The sequence below is a fragment of the Phycicoccus jejuensis genome (genome assembly GCF_044797865.1).
GTDB lineage: Bacteria > Actinomycetota > Actinomycetes > Actinomycetales > Dermatophilaceae > Phycicoccus > Phycicoccus jejuensis.
In genome coordinates, this window is the sequence record NZ_CP085209.1 from 2,287,106 (window position 1) to 2,306,834 (window position 19,729).

Here is a 19,729-nt window from a genome sequence, read left to right on the forward strand (position 1 = left end):
ATCGTTGAAGCCCGTGGTGCTCCAGACGACGAAACAGATCTTCGTGACCGGAGGCGTCGCCTCCTCGCTCGGCAAGGGGCTCACCGCCTCGAGCCTGGGGCACCTGCTCCGCGCCCGCGGTTTGCGGGTGACGATGCAGAAGCTCGACCCCTACCTCAACGTCGACCCCGGGACGATGAACCCGTTCCAGCACGGTGAGGTCTTCGTCACCGACGACGGCGCCGAGACCGACCTCGACATCGGCCACTACGAGCGCTTCCTCGACGTCAACCTCAAGGGCAGCGCGAACGTCACGACCGGGCAGGTCTACAACCGGGTCATCACCAAGGAGCGCCGCGGCGAGTTCCTCGGCGACACCGTCCAGGTCATCCCGCACATCACGAACGAGCTCAAGGAGCGGATGCGGGCGCAGGCCGCGGGCTCCCCGGGTGTCGAGGACGCCGACGCGCCCGACGTCATCATCACCGAGATCGGCGGCACCGTCGGCGACATCGAGTCGCTGCCCTTCCTCGAGGCCGCCCGCCAGGTGCGCCACGACCTCGGCCGCGACAACGTCTTCTTCCTCCACGTCTCGCTCGTGCCCTACCTCGCGCCGAGCGGGGAGCTGAAGACCAAGCCGACCCAGCACTCCGTCGCCGCGCTGCGGCAGGTCGGCATCCAGCCCGACGCGCTCGTCCTGCGCGCCGACCGCGAGCTGCCCGAGTCGATCAAGCGCAAGATCAGCCTCATGTGCGACGTCGACAACGAGGCCGTCGCCGCGGCCGTCGACGCCCCGAGCATCTACGACATCCCCAAGGTGCTGCACCGCGAGGGCCTCGACGCGTACGTCGTGCGCCGGCTCGGCCTCGTCTTCCGCGACGTCGACTGGACCCAGTGGGACACCCTCCTCGAGCGCGTGCACCACCCCGAGCACGAGGTCGAGGTCGCGCTCGTCGGCAAGTACATCGACCTGCCCGACGCCTACCTCTCGGTGACCGAGGCCCTCCGCGCCGGCGGCTTCCACCACGACGCCAAGGTCAACATCCGCTGGGTCGCCTCCGACGACTGCTCGACCGACGCGGGGGCGCAGCGCGCGCTCGGCGGGGTCGACGCCGTCCTCGTGCCGGGCGGCTTCGGCGTCCGGGGCATCGAGGGCAAGGTCGGCGCCCTGCGCTGGGCGCGCACCCACGGGGTCCCGACCCTCGGCATCTGCCTCGGCCTGCAGTGCATGGTCATCGAGTACGCGCGCTCCGTCGCCGGCATCGACGGCGCGAGCTCGACCGAGTTCGACCCCGACAGCCCCGCCCCGGTCATCGCGACGATGGAGGAGCAGAAGGCGTTCGTCGAGGGCGCCGGCGACCTCGGTGGCACGATGCGCCTCGGCAGCCAGCGGGCGGACCTCAAGGCCGGGTCGGTCGTCGCGCAGGCCTACGGGTCCACGAGCGCCGACGAGCGCCACCGTCACCGCTACGAGGTCAACGAGGGCTACCGCGCACAGCTCGAGGACGCCGGGCTCGTCATCAGCGGGACCCACCCCGAGCTCGGGCTCGTCGAGTTCGTCGAGCTGCCGCGCGAGGTGCACCCGTACTACGTCTCGACCCAGGCGCACCCCGAGTTCAAGTCGCGGCCGACCCGCGCGCACCCGCTGTTCGCCGGGCTCGTCGGCGCGGCCATCGAGGAGCAGCGCGCGTCGCGCCTCGTCGAGGTCGAGCGGCCGCGCAGCGCCGAGCCGGCCGACGCGCGTGCCTGAGCCGCTCGAGGACGTCCTCGGCCGGCGGCCGGTCCTCGGCTCGCGGCTCGCCTTCGAGGGACGCGTCTGGGACGTGCGCACCGACGAGGTCGACCTCGGCGAGGGCGGCGTCGTCGTCCGTGACTACGTCGAGCACACCGGCGCGGTCGCGATCCTCGCGCTCGACGAGCAGGACCGGGCGGTCGTCATCCAGCAGTACCGGCACCCGGTCGGGGCGCTCGGCTGGGAGATCCCGGCGGGCCTGCTCGACGTCGACGGCGAGGCGCCCCACCTCACCGCGGCGCGCGAGCTGCACGAGGAGGCCGACCTGACGGCCGGCTCCTGGTCCACGCTCGTCGACCACTGGGCCTCGCCCGGCGGGTCCTCCGAGGGGGTGCGGGTCTTCCTCGCCCGCGACCTCGCCGAGGTGCCGGAGGCCGAACGGCACGCCCGGACGGGGGAGGAGCTCGGGATGCCGGTGCGCCGCGTCCCCCTCGACGAGCTCGTCGAGGGCGTGCTCGCCGGCCGGCTGCACGGCCCGACGCTCGTCATCGCCGTGCTGGCCGCCGAGGCCCTGCGCGCCCGCGGCTGGGCGGGCCTGCGCCCCGCCGACGCGCCGTGGCCCGCGCGCAGCCCGGGGCGACGCCGGAGGGTGTGAGCGGTCACCCTCCGGGGTACGGGGCGACTCGTGGGAGTCACCGGGGCGTGGGACGATGAGCTCGTGGCCGAGACCTTCGGAGCGGGACGGGGCAACGCCGCCTGGCTCAAGGTGTCGGGCGGCTCCGACGAGGCGCTCGACCGCGACGCGCGCTGCCCGTGCGGTGGACGCCCCGAGGGCGCCAGCTTCGCGCAGTGCTGCGGCCAGGCCATCGAGGGCAACCGCCCGGCACCGACCGCCGAGGCCCTGATGCGCTCGCGGTACACGGCGTACGCGCTCGCCGACGGCGACCACCTCTTCCGGTCGTGGCACCCGCGCACGCGCCCCGAGCGGGTCGACCCCGAGCCGTGGGTGCGCTGGGTCGGCCTCGAGGTGCTCGACGTCGTCGACGGCGCACCCGACGACACGACGGGGGTCGTGGAGTTCCGGGCCGGCTGGGTCGCCGGCGAGGGCGCCACGCGGCAGCGCGGTGACGTCCACGAGCGCAGCCGCTTCGAGAAGCGGGCGGGGCGCTGGTTCTACGTCGGACCCGTCGACGCGGGGGCCTGAGGCGTGCAGATCGAGAACGTCGTCCTCGACGCGGCCGACCCGCACGTGCTGGGCGCCTTCTGGGAGTCCCTCCTCGGCGGCCGCCGCGTCACCGACGAGCCCGACACCGTCGAGGTCCGCATCTCGCCCGACGGGGCGCCGGTCCTCGACCTCTGCCTGACCACCGTGCCGGAGCCCGCGCCGTCCCACCCGCGCCTGCACCTCGACCTGCTCGGCGGCGACGCGCAGGACGAGGTCGTCGTGCGCGCCCTCGGGCTCGGCGCCCGGCACCTCGACATCGGGCAGGGTGACGTGCCGTGGGTCGTGCTCGCCGACCCCGAGGGAAACCCGTTCTGCGTCATGGAGTCCCGGCCGGAGTACCGCGCCGGGAGCCCGGTCGCGGCCCTGCCGCTCGACAGCGCCGACGTCGAGCGCGACCTACGGTTCTGGACCGCGCTCTCGGGCTGGGCCCCCGTCGCCGGGGTCCTTCCGAGCGCCCTGCGCCACCCGAGCGGGCACGGCCCGCTGCTCGAGATCTGTCCCGAGGAGCGGCCCAAGCCCGCGGGGGAGAAGAACCGGCTGCACCTCGACGTCCGGCTCGACGGGGACGAGGACCTCGACGACGCCGTCGAGCGCGCCCTCGACCTCGGCGCTGCCCTCGTCGAGCACGACTGGGGTCCGCTGCCCTGGCGCGTGCTCACCGACCCCTCGGGCAACGAGGTGTGCCTCCTGCCCTCCCGGGGCTGACGCACGGGGCCGCGGCCCCGGGTGGGGCCGGAATCTCGGTTCGGGCGGGGAGCGGGCCTTCCGTAGGATGGCCGTCGGCCGTCCAGCGGCCACCTCCCGACCCCGAGACCGAAGGACCCCCCGTGCTCCGCACCCACGAGGCCGGCACCCTGCGTGCCGCCCACACCGGCCAGACCGTCGCGCTCACCGGCTGGGTGGCGAAGCGGCGCGATCACGGCGGGGTGGCGTTCATCGACCTGCGGGACGCCAGCGGCGTCGTCCAGGTCGTGGCTCGGGACGAGGTGCTCACCGGGGCGGCCCACGACCTGCGCAGCGAGTTCGTCGTCAAGGTCACCGGCACCGTCACCGCGCGCGAGGAGCGCAACGTCAACGCGGACCTCCCGACCGGTGAGGTCGAGGTCGTCGCCGAGGCGATCGAGGTCCTCAACGCCAGCGCGCCGCTGCCCTTCCAGGTCGACGAGCGCGTCACCGTCGGCGAGGAGGCGCGCCTCAAGCACCGCTACCTCGACCTGCGCCGTCCGGGCGCGCACTCCGCGGGCCACGCGATCCGCCTGCGCAGCAAGGTGAGCGCCGCCGCCCGCCGGGTCCTCGAGGCCCGCGACTTCGTCGAGATCGAGACCCCGACCCTCACCCGTTCCACCCCCGAGGGCGCCCGTGACTTCCTCGTGCCGGCCCGCCTCGCGCCCGGCTCCTGGTACGCGCTGCCCCAGAGCCCGCAGCTGTTCAAGCAGCTGCTCATGGTCGCCGGGATGGAGCGGTACTACCAGATCGCGCGCTGCTACCGCGACGAGGACTTCCGCGCCGACCGTCAGCCCGAGTTCACGCAGCTCGACATCGAGATGTCGTTCGTCGAGCAGGACGACGTGCTCGAGCTCGGCGAGGCCGTGGTCCGCGAGATCTGGCAGCTCATCGGCGTGGAGCTGCCGACGCCCTTCCCCCGGATGACCTACGCCGAGGCGATGCGCCGGTTCGGCTCCGACAAGCCCGACCTGCGCTTCGGCCAGGAGCTCGTCGAGTGCACCGAGTACTTCGCCGACACCCCGTTCCGGGTCTTCCAGGCCGAGTACGTCGGCGCGGTCGTCATGCCCGGCGGCGCGAGCCAGCCGCGCAAGCAGCTCGACGCGTGGCAGGAGTGGGCCAAGCAGCGCGGTGCGCGCGGCCTCGCCTACGTCCTGATCCAGGAGGACGGCACGCTCGGCGGCCCGGTGGCCAAGAACCTCTCGGAGGCCGAGGTCGCGGGTCTCGCGGAGCACGTCGGGGCGAAGCCCGGCGACTGCGTCTTCTTCGCCGCCGGCCCGACCCGCTCCTCGCGGGCGCTCCTGGGCGCCGCCCGGCTGGAGATCGGCCGGCGCTGCGAGCTCATCGACGAGGACGCGTGGGAGTTCCTCTGGGTCCTCGACGCCCCGCTCTTCGAGCCGGCGTCCGAGGCCGTCGCCGCGGGCGACGTGGCCGTCGGCTCGGGCGCGTGGACGGCCGTCCACCACGCCTTCACCTCGCCCAAGGCCGAGTTCCTCGACACCTTCGACACCGACCCGGGGCCGGCGCTCGCCTACGCCTACGACATGGTGCTCAACGGCAACGAGCTGGGCGGCGGGTCCATCCGTATCCACCGCCGCGACGTCCAGGAGCGCGTGTTCAAGGTCATGGGCCTGTCGCAGGAGGAGGCGCAGGAGAAGTTCGGCTTCCTCCTCGACGCCTTCCAGTTCGGCGCGCCGCCGCACGGCGGCATCGCCTTCGGCTGGGACCGGATCGTCATGCTGCTCGGCGGCTTCGACTCCATCCGCGACGTCATCGCGTTCCCGAAGTCCGGCGGCGGCTACGACCCGCTGACCGACGCCCCGGCCCCGATCACGCCGGAGCAGCGCAAGGAGGCCGGCATCGACGCGAAGCCGACGACCGACGCCGCGCCGCAGGGCGCCCCCGAGGTCTCGCCGAAGCAGTCCTGACCACCCGTCGAGGGAGCAGAACACGCCGTGCGGAGTCGTCTCCGCACGGCCTGTTCTCTTCTCTCGACCACTCCGCCCCACCGGGCGGGTGACGTCAGCGGGCGAGGAACTCCAGCAGGGCCGAGGTGAACTCCTCCTTGTGCGAGACGTTGATGCCGTGCGGGCCGTCGCTGACGACGTGCAGCTCGGCGCCGTCGACGACCTGGGCGGTGCGCTGGCCGGAGACCTCGAGGGGCACGATGCCGTCGCCGTCGCCGTGGATGACGAGGGTCGGGACGGTGCTCTTGCGCAGGCCGCCGGTGAAGTCCTCGACCCAGGAGGCGATGCACTGGACGGCGGCGTGGACGTCGGCCTGGGCGGCGAGCGCGATCGCCTCCTGCCGCTCGTCCTCGGTGACCTTGAGCTCGCCGCCGGCGCTGAAGAAGTTCGTCGTGAAGTCGTCGAAGAACGCCGGGGGGTCCTGCGCGAGCTGCTCCTGCATGCCGCGGACGTCGTCGTCGGTCAGGGCGCCGTCCGGGTGTTCGTCGTCCTTCTTGAGGCACGGGGGCACGGCCGCGGCGTAGACGACGCTGTGGAGCCGCTCCTCACCGACGGTGTCGATGTAGCGGGCGACCTCGCCGCCGCCCATCGAGAAGCCGACGAGGCTGGCGTCGCGCAGGTCGAGCTCGGTCATCAGCGCGTCGAGGTCGGAGGTGAGGGTGTCGTAGTCGTACGACGAGGCCTCGCCGGGCTTGCCGGACTCGCCGAAGCCACGGCGGTCGTAGGTGACGACGCGGTAGCCGGCGTCGCGCAGTGCCGGGACCTGGTTGCTCCAGGACTTCCCGCTCAGGGGCCAGCCGTGGATGAGGACGACCGGCCGGCCGTCACCACCGTGGTCCTCGTAGTGGATCTCGACCGAGCCGTTGGTCAGCGTGCTCACGGGGTTCCTTCCGTCGGGGGATGTCCTTCCACCCTAGGCGCGCTGACCTGCAGTGTTGAAAGTTCGTCCAAGGTAGTGCTGCGATGTCGAGGCCTGCGGGCGCACGGGCGGTCGCGCGGCGTCGCGCCGTCAGTCGCGGGCCAGGCGGGGGAGCGAGCCCTCGCGCCAGCGGCTGCGCCAGGCCATCCCGGTCGTGAAGCCGAGCCGGTGGTAGATGCGCCGGGCGTCCTCGTTGTCGGAGAACATCCCGAGGGCGCAGGCGCCGGTGCGGGCGACGGCCTCGCGGGTCAGGGCGGCGGTCACCGCGGCGCCGAGCCCCTGTCGGCGGGCGACGGGGGCGACCGCGATGCCGGCGAGCGTCGGGGTGCCGCCAGTCGAGGGCTCGCTGCCGCCGCAGGCGAGCAGGCTGCCGTCGGCGGCGCGGACACCGAGCCACACCTGGTCGGGGCGGGCGAACGGCTGGCCGTGGGTGCGCGGGCTGGCCTCGAGCAGGAGGGCGACGATCTCGTCGCGGGCGGCCTCGGTCAGCGGGACGACGCGCTCCTCGCCGGCGACGGGCGCGGGGGCCGTGCGGGTCCACATCCACTCCCAGTCGCCGCCGACGGAGCCGACGGGCAGGTGGGCCTCGACGAGGTCGTCGAGGTCGACGGGGCGGCTGAGGTGCCGGAGGCCGCCGTCGTGGAACCAGCGCTGGACCGCAGGGTCGGCGACGAGGGCGGCGAGGGCCGCGGCCGGGCCGAGGACGGACGCGCCGGGGACCCCGTGGTCGCTGTTGCGCGCGAAGGCGACGGCCACGCCGCCGCGCTCGTCGCGGGCGACCCACGACGGGCCGGGAGCGCCGCGCCCCACGTCGAGCTCGACGACCGGGTGGTGGCCGGAGGCTTCCAGGAGCTCGTCGTAGGAGGTCAGGGACGTCGCGCCGGTCACGCGGCACAGAATGGCACGCCAGCGGCCGGGGTGACCGCGGCGGTGGGGCGAGCGTGGCGCGGCCCAGCGAAATGGTGCTCTCCCGAGATCCATGCGCCTCGGAAGGAATCCCTTGCCCCGGGAAGGTGTGGTTGCGCTCCGGAAGGGATCCCTTGCCCCGGGAAGGTGTGGTTGCACTCCGGAAGGGATCCCTTGCCCCGGGAAGGAGCGGTTGCGCCCCGGAAGGGATCCCTTGCCCTCTGAGGGTGTGGTTGCGGGTGGAAGGGATTCCTTCCGGACCGCATGGATCCCGTGAGCACCCCATGGACGGCCGGGCGCCGCACCCGTCGCTGGGGCCCGCTGCCACCGCGCGGCGACCCGCTCCGAGCGCTAGCGTGCCGGGATGGCAGCGACGCGCGAGCGGCCCCCGTGGACCGGCGACGAGCGCACGCAGCTCCTCGGGTGGTTCGACCTGCAGCGGGGCATCGTCCGGCTCAAGTGCGAGGGCCTCTCCGACGCGGACGCGCACCGGGTCCTCCTGCCGTCCTCCCCGCTGCTCACCGTCGCCGGGATCGTGGGGCACCTCACCGCGGTCGAGGACCTGTGGTTCCGCGAGGTCCTGCTCGGGGAGTGGGGCGACGGGCCGGGCCTCGGCCCCGACGCGGGGGAGGACGACGAGTTCCGGGTGGCGGGCCGCCCGCTGCCCGCGCTGCTCGAGGAGTACGCGGCCGCCTGCGCCCGCTCCGACGCGGCGATCGCGGCGCACGACCTCGACGACACCGGCAGCACCGCCCTGCACGCCGTCGGGGGCGCCACGCTGCGCTGGATGGTTCAGCACATGCTCGAGGAGACGGCCCGGCACGCCGGCCACCTCGACCTGCTGCGCGAGATGCTCGACGGCGAGACCGGCTACTACTGACCGACCGGGCGTCGGGGACCGTCGGGCGCCGGCGCTAGCCTCACGGGGTGGCACAGGACGGGACCGACCTCTTCGGCGCGGCCGCGCAGGCGGCGGACGGCGCACCGACCTCCGTCGTGCCCCCGCTGGCCGTCCGGATGCGCCCGCGCAGCCTCGACGAGGTGCGCGGCCAGGCCGACGTGCTGCGCCCCGGGAGCCCCCTGCGCCGCCTCGTCGAGGGCAGCGGCGGCGCGGCCGGCCCGCTGTCGGCCATCCTCTGGGGTCCGCCCGGCACCGGCAAGACGACCCTCGCGCACCTCGTCGCCACCGCCTCGGAGCGCGAGTTCGTCGAGCTGTCCGCCGTGACCGCCGGGGTCAAGGACGTCCGCCAGGTCATGGAGCAGGCCCAGCGCACGCGCGACCTCTACGGCCGCCAGACCGTCCTGTTCCTCGACGAGATCCACCGCTTCACCAAGGCCCAGCAGGACGCGCTCCTGCCCGGCGTCGAGAACCGCCAGGTCGTCCTCGTCGCCGCGACGACCGAGAACCCCAGCTTCTCGGTCATCGCCCCGCTCCTGTCGCGCTCGATGCTCGTCACCCTCGTGTCGCTCACGGACGAGGACGTCGCCGACGTCCTCACCCGCGCCACCGCGGACGAGCGCGGCCTCGCCGGCGCCTACGCGCTCGCCGACGACGCCCGCGAGCACCTCGTCCGACTCGCCGGTGGCGACGCCCGCCGCGCGCTGACCTTCCTCGAGGCCGCCGCCGGGGTGGCCGACGACTCCGTGGCCCCCGGGGCGGCGCGCCCCGAGCCGCTCGTCGTCACACTCGCGCACACCGAGCAGGCGGTCGCCCACGCGGCCGTGCGCTACGACCGCACCGGGGACCAGCACTACGACGTCGCCTCGGCGCTCATCAAGTCGATGCGCGGCTCCGACGTCGACGCCGCCCTGCACTACCTCGCCCGGATGCTCGAGGCCGGCGAGGACCCGCGCTTCATCGCCCGGCGCATCGTCATCTCGGCGTCCGAGGACGTCGGGATGGCCGACCCGACCGCCCTGCAGACCGCCGTCGCGGCGATGCACGCCGTCGCGCAGATCGGGATGCCCGAGGCGCGGATCATCCTCGCGCAGGCCGTCGTCCACAACGCCCTCGCGCCGAAGTCGAACGCGTCCTACGGTGGCATCAACGCCGCCATCGCCGACGTCCGCGCCGGGCACGGCGGCTCGGTGCCGCTGCACCTGCGGGGCAGCGGCTACGGCGGCGCGAGCCGGATCGCCGAGGCCTCGGCCAAGGCGGCCGGCCGCTCGAAGGCCCCCGCGTACGTCTACGCGCACGACGAGCCGGACGGCGTCGCCGCCCAGCAGTACCTCCCCGACGACCTGGCCGGCGCGGCCGACTACTACCACCCGACGGACCGCGGCTTCGAGGCCCGGCTGCAGGAGCGCTGGCGCTGGCTGCGGGAACGGCTCGGGCGCTGACCTACGGTGGGGGGATGGACACCGACGCGACCCTGGCCGCCCACGAGGACCAGCTGGAGGCCGACCTCGCGACGCTGACCGCGAGCCCGCCCGAGGGCGAGAACCTCTCGTTCGGCAAGCGCATCGGCGACGGCACCTCGCTCGCGGTCGACCGGCTCTCGGCCGTCGCCGTCCAGGAGCAGCTGCTCGACACGCTGACCCAGGTGCGCCGGGCGCGCGCCCGGGTCGCCGACGGCACCTACGGCACGTGCGAGGTCTGCGGCGAGCCGATCCCCGCCGCCCGCCTCGAGGCCCGCCCGTGGGCCGCCCGCTGCGTCCGCCACGCCTGAGCCCCCGGGAATGGGTGCGTCGGCCGCCACGGCCGCCCGGTAGGGTCGGCGCCATGGACGTCACGCTCGGAGGGATCGCGGGACTCGTCGCCGCGCTCGCGTTCGCCTACCTCGTCGTCCGGGTCGCCGGGCTCGTCGGCAAGGCGGGCCGGATCCTCGACGAGGCGCGCGAGAGCGTGCGCACGACGACCGAGAACGTCCAGCCGACGCTCAAGAGCCTCACCGACACCGTCGGCCTGACCAACGACCAGCTCGCGCGGGTCGACGCCATCACGAGCTCGGTCTCGACGATGACGACCAACGCGTCCGCGCTCACGTCGGTCTTCGCCGCGACCGTCGGCTCGCCCCTCATCAAGGTCGCGGCCTACAGCTACGGCGTCCGCACGGCCGTCCGCGGCCTGCGCAAGGTCTCGTCGTGAGGATGCGCACCGCCGTCGGCGTGGCCGTGCTCGCGGGCGCGGCGTACGTCCTGTGGCGGCGCCCGGCCACGCGCCGGTTCGTCGCCACCGTCCGCGAGTCCGCGACCGAGCGCGAGGCCCAGCTGCGCGCGGCCGTCGAGACCGCCGTCCGCGAGGATGCCACGACCCGCGCGCCCCGCCACGCGGTCGACGCGCGCGTCCCGGACCTCGACGTCGACGCGGGCTGGGGCGAGGGCGAGGGCCGGTCGCTCACCCCCGAGGAGGCGCGTGACCTCCTCCTCGACCCCGCGGGCCGGGGCCGCCGAGCCGCCGACGCCGGGCCCGCCGAGCGAGCTCGCTAGGGGCACCCGCCCCCGCCTCCGCACGCCCGTCACCCCCCTCGTGCGCGCACCGGCCTACGATCGAGGCTGCCCGCGCACGGCCGACCCCCAGGACTGAACCCGACATGGAAACCTCCGAGATCCGGCGCCGCTGGCTCGACTTCTTCGAGCGCAACGGCCACACCGTGGTCCCCTCGGCGCCGCTCGTCCACGACGACCCGAACCTCCTGTTCGTCAACGCCGGCATGGTGCCCTTCAAGCCGTACTTCCTCGGCCAGGAGACCGCGCCCTACGACCGCGCGACGAGCGTCCAGAAGTGCGTGCGCACCCAGGACATCGAGGAGGTCGGCAAGACCTCGCGGCACGGCACGTTCTTCCAGATGAACGGCAACTTCTCCTTCGGCGACTACTTCAAGGAGAAGGCCATCGCCCTCGCCTGGGAGCTCGTCACGACCCCGCAGGACCGCGGCGGCTTCGGCCTGGACCCCGAGCGCATCTGGCCGACCGTCCTCGACGGCGACGACGAGGCGCTCGGCATCTGGCACGAGCAGGTCGGCGTGCCGCTCGAGCGCATCGTGCGCCGCGGCCTCGCGGACAACTACTGGCACATGGGCGTCCCCGGCCCGGGCGGCCCCTGCTCCGAGATCTTCTACGACCGCGGCGCGGAGTACGGCCCCGACGGCGGACCGGCCGTCGACGAGGACCGGTTCATGGAGTTCTGGAACCTCGTCTTCATGCAGGAGAACCTCACCGAGGTCCGCACCAAGGTCGACTTCGACGTCAGCGGCCCGCTGCCGCGCAAGAACATCGACACCGGGATGGGGCTGGAGCGCATCGCGTCCATCCTCCAGGGCGTCGACAACATGTACGAGATCGACGAGGTCTACCCGGTCCTCGCCCGCGCGGCGGAGATGACCGGCAAGTCCTACGGCGCGCACTCCGGCCACTCGGCGGGCTCGAGCCACCCCGACGACGTGCGGCTGCGCGTCGTCGCCGACCACGTCCGCTCCTCGCTCATGCTCATCGGCGACGGCGTGACCCCCGGCAACGAGGGCCGCGGGTACGTCCTGCGGCGGATGCTGCGCCGCTCGGTCCGCTCGATGCGACTGCTCGGCTACGAGGACCCCTGCCTGCCCGAGCTGCTGCCGGTCTCGCTCGAGCGGATGAAGCAGTCCTACCCCGAGCTCGAGGCCGGGTTCGACCGCATCGCGCAGATCGCCTACGCCGAGGAGGAGGCGTTCCGCCGCACGCTCGCGTCGGGCACGACGATCCTCGACACCGCGGTCGCGCGGACCAAGGAGTCCGGCGGCACGGTGCTCGCGGGCGACCAGGCCTTCCAGCTCCACGACACCTACGGCTTCCCGATCGACCTCACCCTCGAGATGGCGGCCGAGCAGGGCGTCGAGGTCGACCGCGACGGCTTCACCCGCCTGATGCAGGAGCAGCGCCAGCGGGCGAAGGCCGACGCGAAGGCCAAGAAGTCCGGACACGTCAACACCGAGGTGTGGCGCGACCTGCGCGCCCTCGGCGCCACCGACTTCCGCGCCTACCAGGAGCTGACGAGCGAGGCCAGCGTGCTCGGCCTCGTCGTCGACGGCGAGCGGGTCGAGGAGGTCGAGCCGGGCACGCGCGCGCAGGTCGTCCTCGACCGCACCCCGTTCTACGCCGAGTCCGGTGGCCAGGTCGCCGACGAGGGCGTCATCACCGCCGACGGGCTCGAGCTGCGTGTCCTCGACGTGCAGCGCCCCGTCAAGGGCCTCATCGCGCACACCGTCGAGGTCGTCTCCGGGGCGCTGCGCTCCGGCTCGTCGGTCCTCGCGCAGGTCGACCGCGACTGGCGGGTGGCTGCGTGCCAGGCGCACTCCGGCACGCACGTCGTCCACGCGGCGCTGCGCCAGGTGCTCGGCCCGTCGGCGCTGCAGTCCGGCTCGTACAACAAGCCCGGCTACCTGCGCCTCGACTTCGCCTGGGGGCAGGCGCTCTCGCCCGAGACCCGCAGCGAGATCGAGGAGGTCGCCAACCTCGCGCTGCGCCAGGACCTCCCGGTCTCGGCCACGTACATGCCGCTGCCGCGGGCCCGCGAGATCGGTGCGCTCGCGCTGTTCGGCGAGACCTACGACGAGGACGTCCGCGTCGTCGAGATCGGCGGCCCGTGGAGCCGCGAGCTCTGCGGTGGCACCCACGTCGCCCACTCCAGCCAGATCGGCGCCCTCACCCTGACCGGCGAGTCGTCGGTCGGCTCCGGCGTGCGCCGGGTCGAGGCCTTCGTCGGGATGGACGCGCTGCGCCACCTCGCGAAGGAGCGCGCCATCGTCGCCGAGCTGACCGGCCAGGTCGGCGGACGTCCGGACGAGCTCGCCGAGCGCGTCGCGGGCCTCATGGGTCGCGTGCGCGACGCCGAGCGCGAGCTCGACCGCCTGCGCAAGGAGCAGCTCCAGGCGCAGGCCGGCTCGCTGACCGACCGCGCCCGCGACGTCGGCGGCATCACCTTCCTCGGCCACGACGCCGGGGACGCCGGCGCCGACGACGTGCGCACGATGGTCCTCGACCTGCGCGGCCGCCTCGGCGACGAGCGCCCGTCGGTCGTCGCGATCACCGGGGTCGCCAAGGGCCGGCCCGTGGTCGTCGTCGCGACCAACCCGGCCGCGCGCGAGCGCGGCGTCAGGGCCGGCGAGCTCGTCCGCGCCGCGGCGCAGGCGCTCGGTGGTGGCGGCGGCGGCAAGGACGACATCGCCCAGGGCGGCGGGCAGGACCCGGCCAAGGTCGGGGAGGCGCTCGCCGCGGTCGAGTGGCGCGTCGGGGAGATCGCCGGCTGATGCCGGCTCCCGGCGCGGGGAGCGAGCGCGGCGCCCGGCTGGGCGTCGACGTCGGCTCGGTGCGCGTCGGGGTCGCCGTCAGCGACCCCGACGGCCTCCTCGCGACCCCGCTCGAGACGGTGCCGCGCACCTCGGAGGCGCCGGCCGCCCCGGGGGACGACGACGTCGAACGGGTGGCCTCGCTCGTCGCCGAGCACGCCGCCGTCCGGGTCGTCGTCGGGCTCCCGCGCTCGCTCTCGGGGGACGAGGGTCCCGCCGCGGAGCGTGCGCGCACGTATGCTTCCGTGCTGGCGGTGCGCGTGGCACCCGTCCCGGTGCGGCTCGTCGACGAGCGGCTGACGACGGTGGACGCGCACCGGATGCTCCGGCAGAGCGGTGTGGCCGGGAGGCGGCAGCGGGCCGTGGTCGACCAGGCCGCGGCGGTGCTCATCCTCCAGGCCGCGCTCGACGCCGAGCGGTCGACCGGCGCCCCCGCGGGGGAGCAGGTCGGCGGACGACGGCGCAAGCCACGGACGAAGGGCACGACGACGTGAGCCACGACTTCACCGAGACCATCTTCGGTGACGAGGAGAGCCCCGAGCGGGGCCACCGCACGCGCCGCGAGGCGCACCGGCGGCGGCGGCCACCGCGCCGTCGTGGCCGCCGGCTCGTCGCGATCCTCCTGGCCCTCGGCCTCATCGGCGGCGCCGCCTACGGCGCCTGGACCGTCCTCGGACCCGGCGTGAGCGGCCTGTTCGGCGACGAGCCGACCGACGTCGACTTCGCCGGCCCCGGTGAGGGCGAGACGCGAGTCGTCATCAAGCAGGGTGACACCGGCGAGACCATCGCCTCGACCCTGCGCGACGCCGGGGTCACCAAGACCCGGACCGCCTACCTCGAGGCGGCCAAGGGCGACCCGGCGGCCGCGGCCGGCATCCAGCCCGGCACCTACGTCATGCTCAAGGGGATGCGCGGCGCCGACGCCTTCACCTTCCTCGCCGACCCCGACAACCGGTCCGCGAAGCGGGTGACGATCCGCGAGGGCCTGTGGAAGAAGGAGGTCTTCGCGGCGCTCGCCGAGGCGACGGGGGTGAAGGAGTCCGAGTACGAGAAGGCCGCGAAGGACGGCGAGGCGATCGGGCTGCCCGCCGCAGCCAAGGGCAACGTCGAGGGCTGGCTCTTCCCCGCGAGCTACGAGTTCGACGACGACACGACCGCCACGGAGCAGCTGACGCAGATGGTCGCGCTCACGAAGAAGGCGCTTCAGGATGCCGGCGTCGCCGAGAAGGACTGGGAGCGCACGCTCGTCATCGCCTCGATCGTCGAGGGCGAGGTGAGCGGCGACGCCGACCGCGGCAAGGTCGCGCGCGTGGTGCTCAACCGACTCGAGGGCGGCCCGCCGAGCTACGGCCTGCTCCAGATGGACTCCACCGTCCACTACCTCGCGCAGCAGCGCGGCAAGGCCGGCACCACCGACGCCCAGCGCGCCTCCGACAGCCCGTACAACACCTACAAGGTCCAGGGCCTGCCCCCCGGCCCGATCGGCAACCCCGGTGCCGCGTCCATCGAGGCGGCCGCGAACCCCGAGCCGGGTAACTGGGTGTTCTTCGTGACGGTCGACCCGAGCACCGGCGAGACGAAGTTCGCGAGCACCTCGGCCGAGCACGACCGCAACGTCCGCGAGTTCCAGCAGTGGTGCTCCGACAACCCCGGCCAGTGCTGAGGGCCGCGGTCCTCGGGTCGCCGGTCGCGCACTCCTTCTCGCCCGCGCTCCACGCGGCCGGGTACGCGGCGTGCGGCCTGGAGGACTGGGAGTACGGACGGCACGAGGTCGACGCCGCCGGGCTGCCGGCGTTCGTCGCCGGGCTCGACGACACCTGGCGCGGGCTGTCGCTGACGATGCCGCTCAAGGAGGCCGCCCTCGAGGTGGCGTCGAGCGTCTCCGACGTGGCGCGGCAGGCCGGCGCCGCGAACACCCTCGTCCGGCGCGACGACGGCGGCTGGGACGCGACGAACACCGACGTCTCCGGAGCGGCCGAGGCGCTGCGCCCGCACCTCCTGGGCGAGCCGCGACGCGCGCTCGTCCTCGGCGCCGGGGCCACCGCCCGCTCGGTCGTGCTGGCCCTGGCCGGCCTCGGCGTCACCACGCTCACCGTCCGCGCCCGTGACACGGCCAAGGGCGCAGACCTGCTCGCGTGGGCGCTCGACGCGGGCATCGGCATCCGCAACGGGTCGGTCGCCGCCATCGACGCGTGGGTCACGACGAAGGACGACGTCGTCGTCTCGACCGTCCCGCCGGCCGGGGGCGAGGACGTCGCCGCCACGGTGCCCGCGCAGCACGGCGGCGTCCTGCTCGACGTCGTCTACGCCGGCTGGCCGACGCCGGTCGCCCGGGCCGCCGCGGCGGCCGGGATGACGGTGGTCTCCGGGCTCGACCTGCTCGTCCACCAGGCCGCGGCGCAGTTCACCCTCTTCACCGGCCGGCCCGCGCCGGTCGAGGCGATGGCCGGCGCCGGGATCGCGGCCCTCGGGGGCCGCGCGTGACGATCTGGGGGGTCGCGGCGCTCGCCGCGCTCGTCATGGGCGTCGTCGGCCACCTCACGGGGCGCGAGCTCGCCACCGGCGGGTACCGCATCCCGGAGGACGAGGCGACCCACCCACCCGGCCACCCCTGGTGGACCGGCCCGGCGACGGCCGTCCTCGCCGCGCTGGCCGTCTGGTCGGTCGGCGACCTCGGCGGCTGGGCGGCCCTGCCGCCGTTCCTGCTCTTCGCCTGGCTGACCGTGGCCCTGGTCTGGATCGACCTCGACGTGCACCGCCTGCCCGTCGGCCTCGTCGTGCCGACCGGGGCCGTGCTCGCGGTCCTGCTCGTCATCGCCGTCGTCGCGACGGGGGGCCCGCGCTGGCAGGGCACCCTCGTCGGGGCCGGGCTCATGGGCGGGTTCTACCTGCTGCTGGGCATCATGCCGGGCGGCGGCGTCGGGGGCGGCGACGTGCGCCTGGCGCCCGTCATCGGCGCCCTGCTCGGCTTCCTGGGCGTCGGGCACGTCGTCGTCGGGATGGCCGCCGGCTTCCTCGTCGGGGGAGTGGCCGCCGCGGCGCTGCTGCTCCTGCGGCGGGTCGGGCTCGGCTCGGCGATCGCCTACGGGCCGGCCATGTGCCTCGGGGCTTGGGCCTCCGTCGTGCTCACGCCTCGCATCGTGACCGGCCTCGCGGGGGGCTGACCCCTCCGTGTCAGGATGGGCGCCATGCTGCGCTGGCTGACCGCGGGCGAGTCCCACGGACCCGCCCTCCTCGCGACCATCGAGGGCCTCCCCGCCGGGGTCGAGGTGACGACCGCCGACATCGCGGACGCCCTCGCCCGTCGCCGCCTCGGCTACGGCCGTGGCGCCCGGCAGAAGTTCGAGCAGGACGAGGTCGAGGTGCTCGGCGGGCTGCGGCTCGGACGGACCCTCGGCTCGCCGGTCGCCATCCGCATCGGCAACACCGAGTGGCCGAAGTGGCGCACCGTCATGAGCCCCGACCCGGTCGCCGCCGCCGACTACGCCGCCTCCGACGACGTCAACGCCGAGAAGGAGGTCGCCCGCAACCGGCCCCTGACCCGGCCGCGCCCCGGGCACGCCGACCTCGTCGGCATGCAGAAGTACGGCTTCGACGACGCCCGCCCGGTGCTCGAGCGCGCCTCCGCCCGCGAGACGGCCGCCCGGGTGGCCCTCGGCGCGGTCGCCGCGGCCTTCCTCGAGCAGGCCTACGGCATCCGGCTGCTCTCGCACACCGTCGCGATCGGCGCGGCCGGGGTGCGCGACGACGCCCCGCTGCCCGGGCCGGACGACGTGCCCGCGCTCGACGCCGACCCGGTGCGCGCCTTCGACGCCGAGGGCTCGGCCGCGATGGTCGCCCAGGTCGACGCCGCCCACAAGGACGGCGACACGCTCGGCGGCGTCGTCGAGGTCGTCGCCGTCGGGGTGCCGCCGGGCCTCGGGTCGCACGTGCACTGGGACCGGCGCCTCGACGCCCGGCTCGGCGCGGCCCTCATGGGCATCCAGGCGATCAAGGGCGTCGAGGTCGGCGACGGCTTCCGCACCGCGGCGCGCCGGGGCTCGCAGGCCCACGACGAGATGGAGCGCGGCGCCGACGGCGTCATCCGGCGCCGCACGCTGCGCGCCGGCGGCACCGAGGGCGGGATGTCGGTCGGCGGCGTCCTGCGGGTGCGCGCGGCGATGAAGCCGATCTCCACCGTCCCGCGGGCGCTCGACACCGTCGACGTCGCCTCCGACGAGCCCGCGACCGCCATCCACCAGCGCTCCGACGTGTGCGCCGTGCCCGCGGCGGGCGTCGTCGCCGAGGCGATGGTCGCGCTCGTCCTCGCCGAGGCCTGCCTCGAGAAGTTCGGCGGCGACTCCGTGGCCGAGACCGCCCGCAACCACCGCGCCTACCTCGACGCGATCCCCGCGTCGATGCGCACCTGGGAGTCCTGATGCCCCGCGTCGTCCTCGTCGGCCCGCCCGGGTGCGGCAAGACCACCACCGGGGAGGCGCTCGCCGCGCTGCTCAGGGTCCCGTTCCACGACACCGACGCCGCCGTCGAGGCCGCGGAGGGTCGGACCATCGGCGACATCTTCGTCGTCGACGGCGAGCCCGCGTTCCGCGAGCTCGAGCGGGCAGAGGTCGCGCGCTCGCTCGCCGAGGAGACGGGTGTCGTCGCGCTCGGCGGGGGAGCGCCGGTCGACCCGCTGACCGAGCCGTTGCTCGCCGGCCACACGGTCGTCTTCCTCGACGTCGGGATCGCCGACGCCGCCAGGCGCATCGGGCTCGACCGTTCGCGGCCGCTGCTCGCCGTCAACCCGCGCGCCTCGTGGGTGCGGCTGATGGGGGAGCGCCGGCCGGTCTACGAGCGGGTCGCGACGCACGTCGTCGACACCGCGGGCCGCCCGGCCGACGACGTGGCCGCCGAGATCGCGGGCCTGCTCGGGGCGCCGGCGTGAGCGAGCCGGTCGTCATCCCCGTCGGGGACCTCCACGACGTCGTCGTCGGGCGCGGGGTGCTCGACCGGGTGGCGGGCCTCGTGCCCGAGGGGGCGCGCCAGGTCCTCGTCGTCGGTCCGGAGGGGCTGGACCGCTACGCGGGACCGGTCGCGCAGTCGCTGCGGGCGGCCGGGCTCGTGGTCCACGAGGCGAGCGTGCCGGACGCCGAGCGGGCCAAGACCGCCGAGGTCGCCGCGTCGCTCTGGGCGGTGCTCGGGCAGCACGCCTTCACGCGCACCGACGCCGTCGTCGCGGTCGGCGGCGGCACCGTCACCGACCTCGCCGGCTTCGTCGCCGCGACGTGGCTGCGCGGGGTGGCGGTCGTGCACGTCCCGACGACGCTGCTCGCGATGGTCGACGCCGCCGTCGGCGGCAAGACGGGCATCAACACCGCCGAGGGCAAGAACCTCGTCGGCTCCTTCCACACGCCGGTCGGTGTCGTCTGCGACCTCGACGTCCTCTCGACGCTGCCGCAGGCGGACCTCGTCGCCGGGCTCGCCGAGGTGCTCAAGGGCGGGTTCATCGCCGACCCGCGCATCCTCGAGCTCGTCGAGGCCGCGCCGCAGGACGCGGTGCGCTGGGACGCGCCCGTCCTCGACGAGCTGGTGCGCCGCAAGGTCGCGGTCAAGGCCGAGGTCGTCGCCGGCGACCTGCGCGAGGCGTTCGCGCGGGAGGTGCTGAACTACGGGCACACGCTCGGGCACGCCGTCGAGCAGGTCGAGGGCTACCGGCGCCGCCACGGCGAGGCGGTGGCCATCGGGATGGTGTTCGCGGCCGAGCTCGGGCACCGCACGGGCACGGTCTCGTCCGAGCTGCTGGCCCGGCACCGGTCGGTGCTGGCGGCCGTCGGGCTGCCGACGACGTACGACGCGGCGCCCGTCGAGGAGCTGCTCGTTGTCATGGCGCGCGACAAGAAGTCCCGCGGCGCCCGGCTGCGCTTCGTCGTCCTCGACGGGCTCGCCCACCCGGTGCGCCTCGAGGGGCCGCCGGAGCCCCTCCTGCGCGAGGCCTACGCCGCCCTCGCCCCCTGACGCCTCTTCTCCCCGCGACCT

Annotated in this window: 20 protein-coding genes; 18 read left to right on the plus strand and 2 right to left on the minus strand. The window is 74.8% G+C overall.

All coding sequences use genetic code 11. The annotated features are described in order from the left end of the window. Positions 1–16 precede the first annotated feature (16 nt). The 5 genes from LG324_RS10835 (at position 17) to aspS (ending at position 5,587) form a co-directional block, all read left to right on the plus strand. Complete coding sequence (locus LG324_RS10835; protein WP_030528255.1) at positions 17–1,729, plus strand: CTP synthase; 1,713 nt, start codon at positions 17–19, stop codon at positions 1,727–1,729. Then, positions 1,722–2,366, plus strand: coding sequence for an NUDIX domain-containing protein (locus LG324_RS10840; protein ID WP_404347777.1), 645 nt, complete (start codon positions 1,722–1,724; stop codon positions 2,364–2,366). The genes LG324_RS10835 and LG324_RS10840 overlap by 8 nt, the downstream gene beginning before the upstream one ends. 63 nt (positions 2,367–2,429) lie before the next feature. Continuing rightward, positions 2,430–2,915, plus strand: coding sequence for a YchJ family protein (locus LG324_RS10845; RefSeq protein WP_242525661.1), 486 nt, complete (start codon positions 2,430–2,432; stop codon positions 2,913–2,915). Positions 2,916–2,918: 3 nt separating this feature from the next. Beyond that, positions 2,919–3,641, plus strand: coding sequence for a VOC family protein (locus LG324_RS10850; protein ID WP_404347779.1), 723 nt, complete (start codon positions 2,919–2,921; stop codon positions 3,639–3,641). A 122-nt stretch (positions 3,642–3,763) separates the two neighbouring features. Further along, entirely contained in the window at positions 3,764–5,587 is a 1,824-nt protein-coding gene (gene aspS / locus LG324_RS10855; protein ID WP_404347781.1) for an aspartate--tRNA ligase, read from the plus strand. A gap of 94 nt (positions 5,588–5,681) precedes the next feature. Here aspS and LG324_RS10860 read toward each other — a convergent pair whose 3' ends face one another. Further along, complete coding sequence (locus LG324_RS10860; protein ID WP_404347784.1) at positions 5,682–6,506, minus strand: alpha/beta fold hydrolase; 825 nt, start codon at positions 6,504–6,506, stop codon at positions 5,682–5,684. Between the two features lie 129 nt (positions 6,507–6,635). After that, entirely contained in the window at positions 6,636–7,433 is a 798-nt protein-coding gene (locus tag LG324_RS10865) for a GNAT family N-acetyltransferase (protein WP_404347786.1), read from the minus strand. 382 nt (positions 7,434–7,815) lie between these two features. Between LG324_RS10865 and LG324_RS10870 the strand changes: the two genes are divergently transcribed. The 13 genes from LG324_RS10870 (at position 7,816) to aroB (ending at position 19,708) form a co-directional block, all read left to right on the plus strand. Next, a complete protein-coding gene (locus tag LG324_RS10870; RefSeq protein WP_404347789.1) occupies positions 7,816–8,331 on the plus strand; it encodes a DinB family protein in 516 nt (171 codons plus the stop codon). 47 nt (positions 8,332–8,378) lie between these two features. Further along, positions 8,379–9,791 carry a replication-associated recombination protein A gene (locus LG324_RS10875; protein ID WP_404347791.1) on the plus strand — a complete coding sequence of 471 codons (1,413 nt, stop codon included), beginning with the start codon at positions 8,379–8,381 and terminating at the stop codon, positions 9,789–9,791. 14 nt (positions 9,792–9,805) lie between these two features. Then, positions 9,806–10,120 (plus strand): TraR/DksA C4-type zinc finger protein, encoded by a 315-nt coding sequence (locus tag LG324_RS10880; protein WP_051750462.1) that lies wholly within the window; start codon positions 9,806–9,808, stop codon positions 10,118–10,120. 53 nt (positions 10,121–10,173) lie between these two features. Further along, on the plus strand, positions 10,174–10,539 hold the full coding sequence (locus LG324_RS10885; protein ID WP_173028971.1) for a DUF948 domain-containing protein: 366 nt from the start codon (positions 10,174–10,176) through the stop codon (positions 10,537–10,539). A 2-nt stretch (positions 10,540–10,541) separates the two neighbouring features. Continuing rightward, a complete protein-coding gene (locus tag LG324_RS10890) occupies positions 10,542–10,880 on the plus strand; it encodes a hypothetical protein (protein WP_404347794.1) in 339 nt (112 codons plus the stop codon). 104 nt (positions 10,881–10,984) lie between these two features. Further along, positions 10,985–13,675, plus strand: coding sequence for an alanine--tRNA ligase (alaS, locus tag LG324_RS10895; RefSeq protein WP_404347796.1), 2,691 nt, complete (start codon positions 10,985–10,987; stop codon positions 13,673–13,675). Beyond that, a complete protein-coding gene (ruvX, locus tag LG324_RS10900) occupies positions 13,675–14,208 on the plus strand; it encodes a Holliday junction resolvase RuvX (protein ID WP_030528267.1) in 534 nt (177 codons plus the stop codon). The genes alaS and ruvX overlap by 1 nt, the downstream gene beginning before the upstream one ends. Beyond that, a complete protein-coding gene (gene mltG / locus LG324_RS10905; RefSeq protein WP_051750463.1) occupies positions 14,205–15,377 on the plus strand; it encodes an endolytic transglycosylase MltG in 1,173 nt (390 codons plus the stop codon). Before ruvX ends, mltG begins: the two co-directional genes overlap by 4 nt. Further along, positions 15,371–16,198 (plus strand): shikimate dehydrogenase, encoded by an 828-nt coding sequence (locus LG324_RS10910; protein ID WP_404347800.1) that lies wholly within the window; start codon positions 15,371–15,373, stop codon positions 16,196–16,198. Before mltG ends, LG324_RS10910 begins: the two co-directional genes overlap by 7 nt. After that, entirely contained in the window at positions 16,195–16,878 is a 684-nt protein-coding gene (locus LG324_RS10915; protein ID WP_051750464.1) for an A24 family peptidase, read from the plus strand. The genes LG324_RS10910 and LG324_RS10915 overlap by 4 nt, the downstream gene beginning before the upstream one ends. Positions 16,879–16,902: 24 nt before the next feature. After that, the gene (aroC, locus tag LG324_RS10920; protein ID WP_404347803.1) at positions 16,903–18,132 is read left to right on the plus strand and encodes a chorismate synthase; all 1,230 of its coding nucleotides are present in this window, start codon (positions 16,903–16,905) and stop codon (positions 18,130–18,132) included. After that, positions 18,132–18,638, plus strand: coding sequence for a shikimate kinase (locus LG324_RS10925; RefSeq protein WP_404347806.1), 507 nt, complete (start codon positions 18,132–18,134; stop codon positions 18,636–18,638). Before aroC ends, LG324_RS10925 begins: the two co-directional genes overlap by 1 nt. Beyond that, the gene (gene aroB / locus LG324_RS10930; RefSeq protein ID WP_404347808.1) at positions 18,635–19,708 is read left to right on the plus strand and encodes a 3-dehydroquinate synthase; all 1,074 of its coding nucleotides are present in this window, start codon (positions 18,635–18,637) and stop codon (positions 19,706–19,708) included. Before LG324_RS10925 ends, aroB begins: the two co-directional genes overlap by 4 nt. Positions 19,709–19,729 lie beyond the last annotated feature (21 nt).

Excerpts from the sequence above, each read along its gene's own strand:
- LG324_RS10870 (WP_404347789.1), top strand. The coding sequence starts at position 7,816 with ATGGCAGCGACGCGCGAGCGGCCCCCGTGGACCGGCGACGAGCGCACG.
- LG324_RS10880 (WP_051750462.1), top strand. The coding sequence starts at position 9,806 with ATGGACACCGACGCGACCCTGGCCGCCCACGAGGACCAGCTGGAGGCC.
- LG324_RS10885 (WP_173028971.1), top strand. The coding sequence starts at position 10,174 with ATGGACGTCACGCTCGGAGGGATCGCGGGACTCGTCGCCGCGCTCGCG.
- LG324_RS10890 (WP_404347794.1), top strand. The coding sequence starts at position 10,542 with ATGCGCACCGCCGTCGGCGTGGCCGTGCTCGCGGGCGCGGCGTACGTC.
- alaS (WP_404347796.1), top strand. The coding sequence starts at position 10,985 with ATGGAAACCTCCGAGATCCGGCGCCGCTGGCTCGACTTCTTCGAGCGC.
- ruvX (WP_030528267.1), top strand. The coding sequence starts at position 13,675 with ATGCCGGCTCCCGGCGCGGGGAGCGAGCGCGGCGCCCGGCTGGGCGTC.
- aroC (WP_404347803.1), top strand. The coding sequence starts at position 16,903 with ATGCTGCGCTGGCTGACCGCGGGCGAGTCCCACGGACCCGCCCTCCTC.
- LG324_RS10925 (WP_404347806.1), top strand. The coding sequence starts at position 18,132 with ATGCCCCGCGTCGTCCTCGTCGGCCCGCCCGGGTGCGGCAAGACCACC.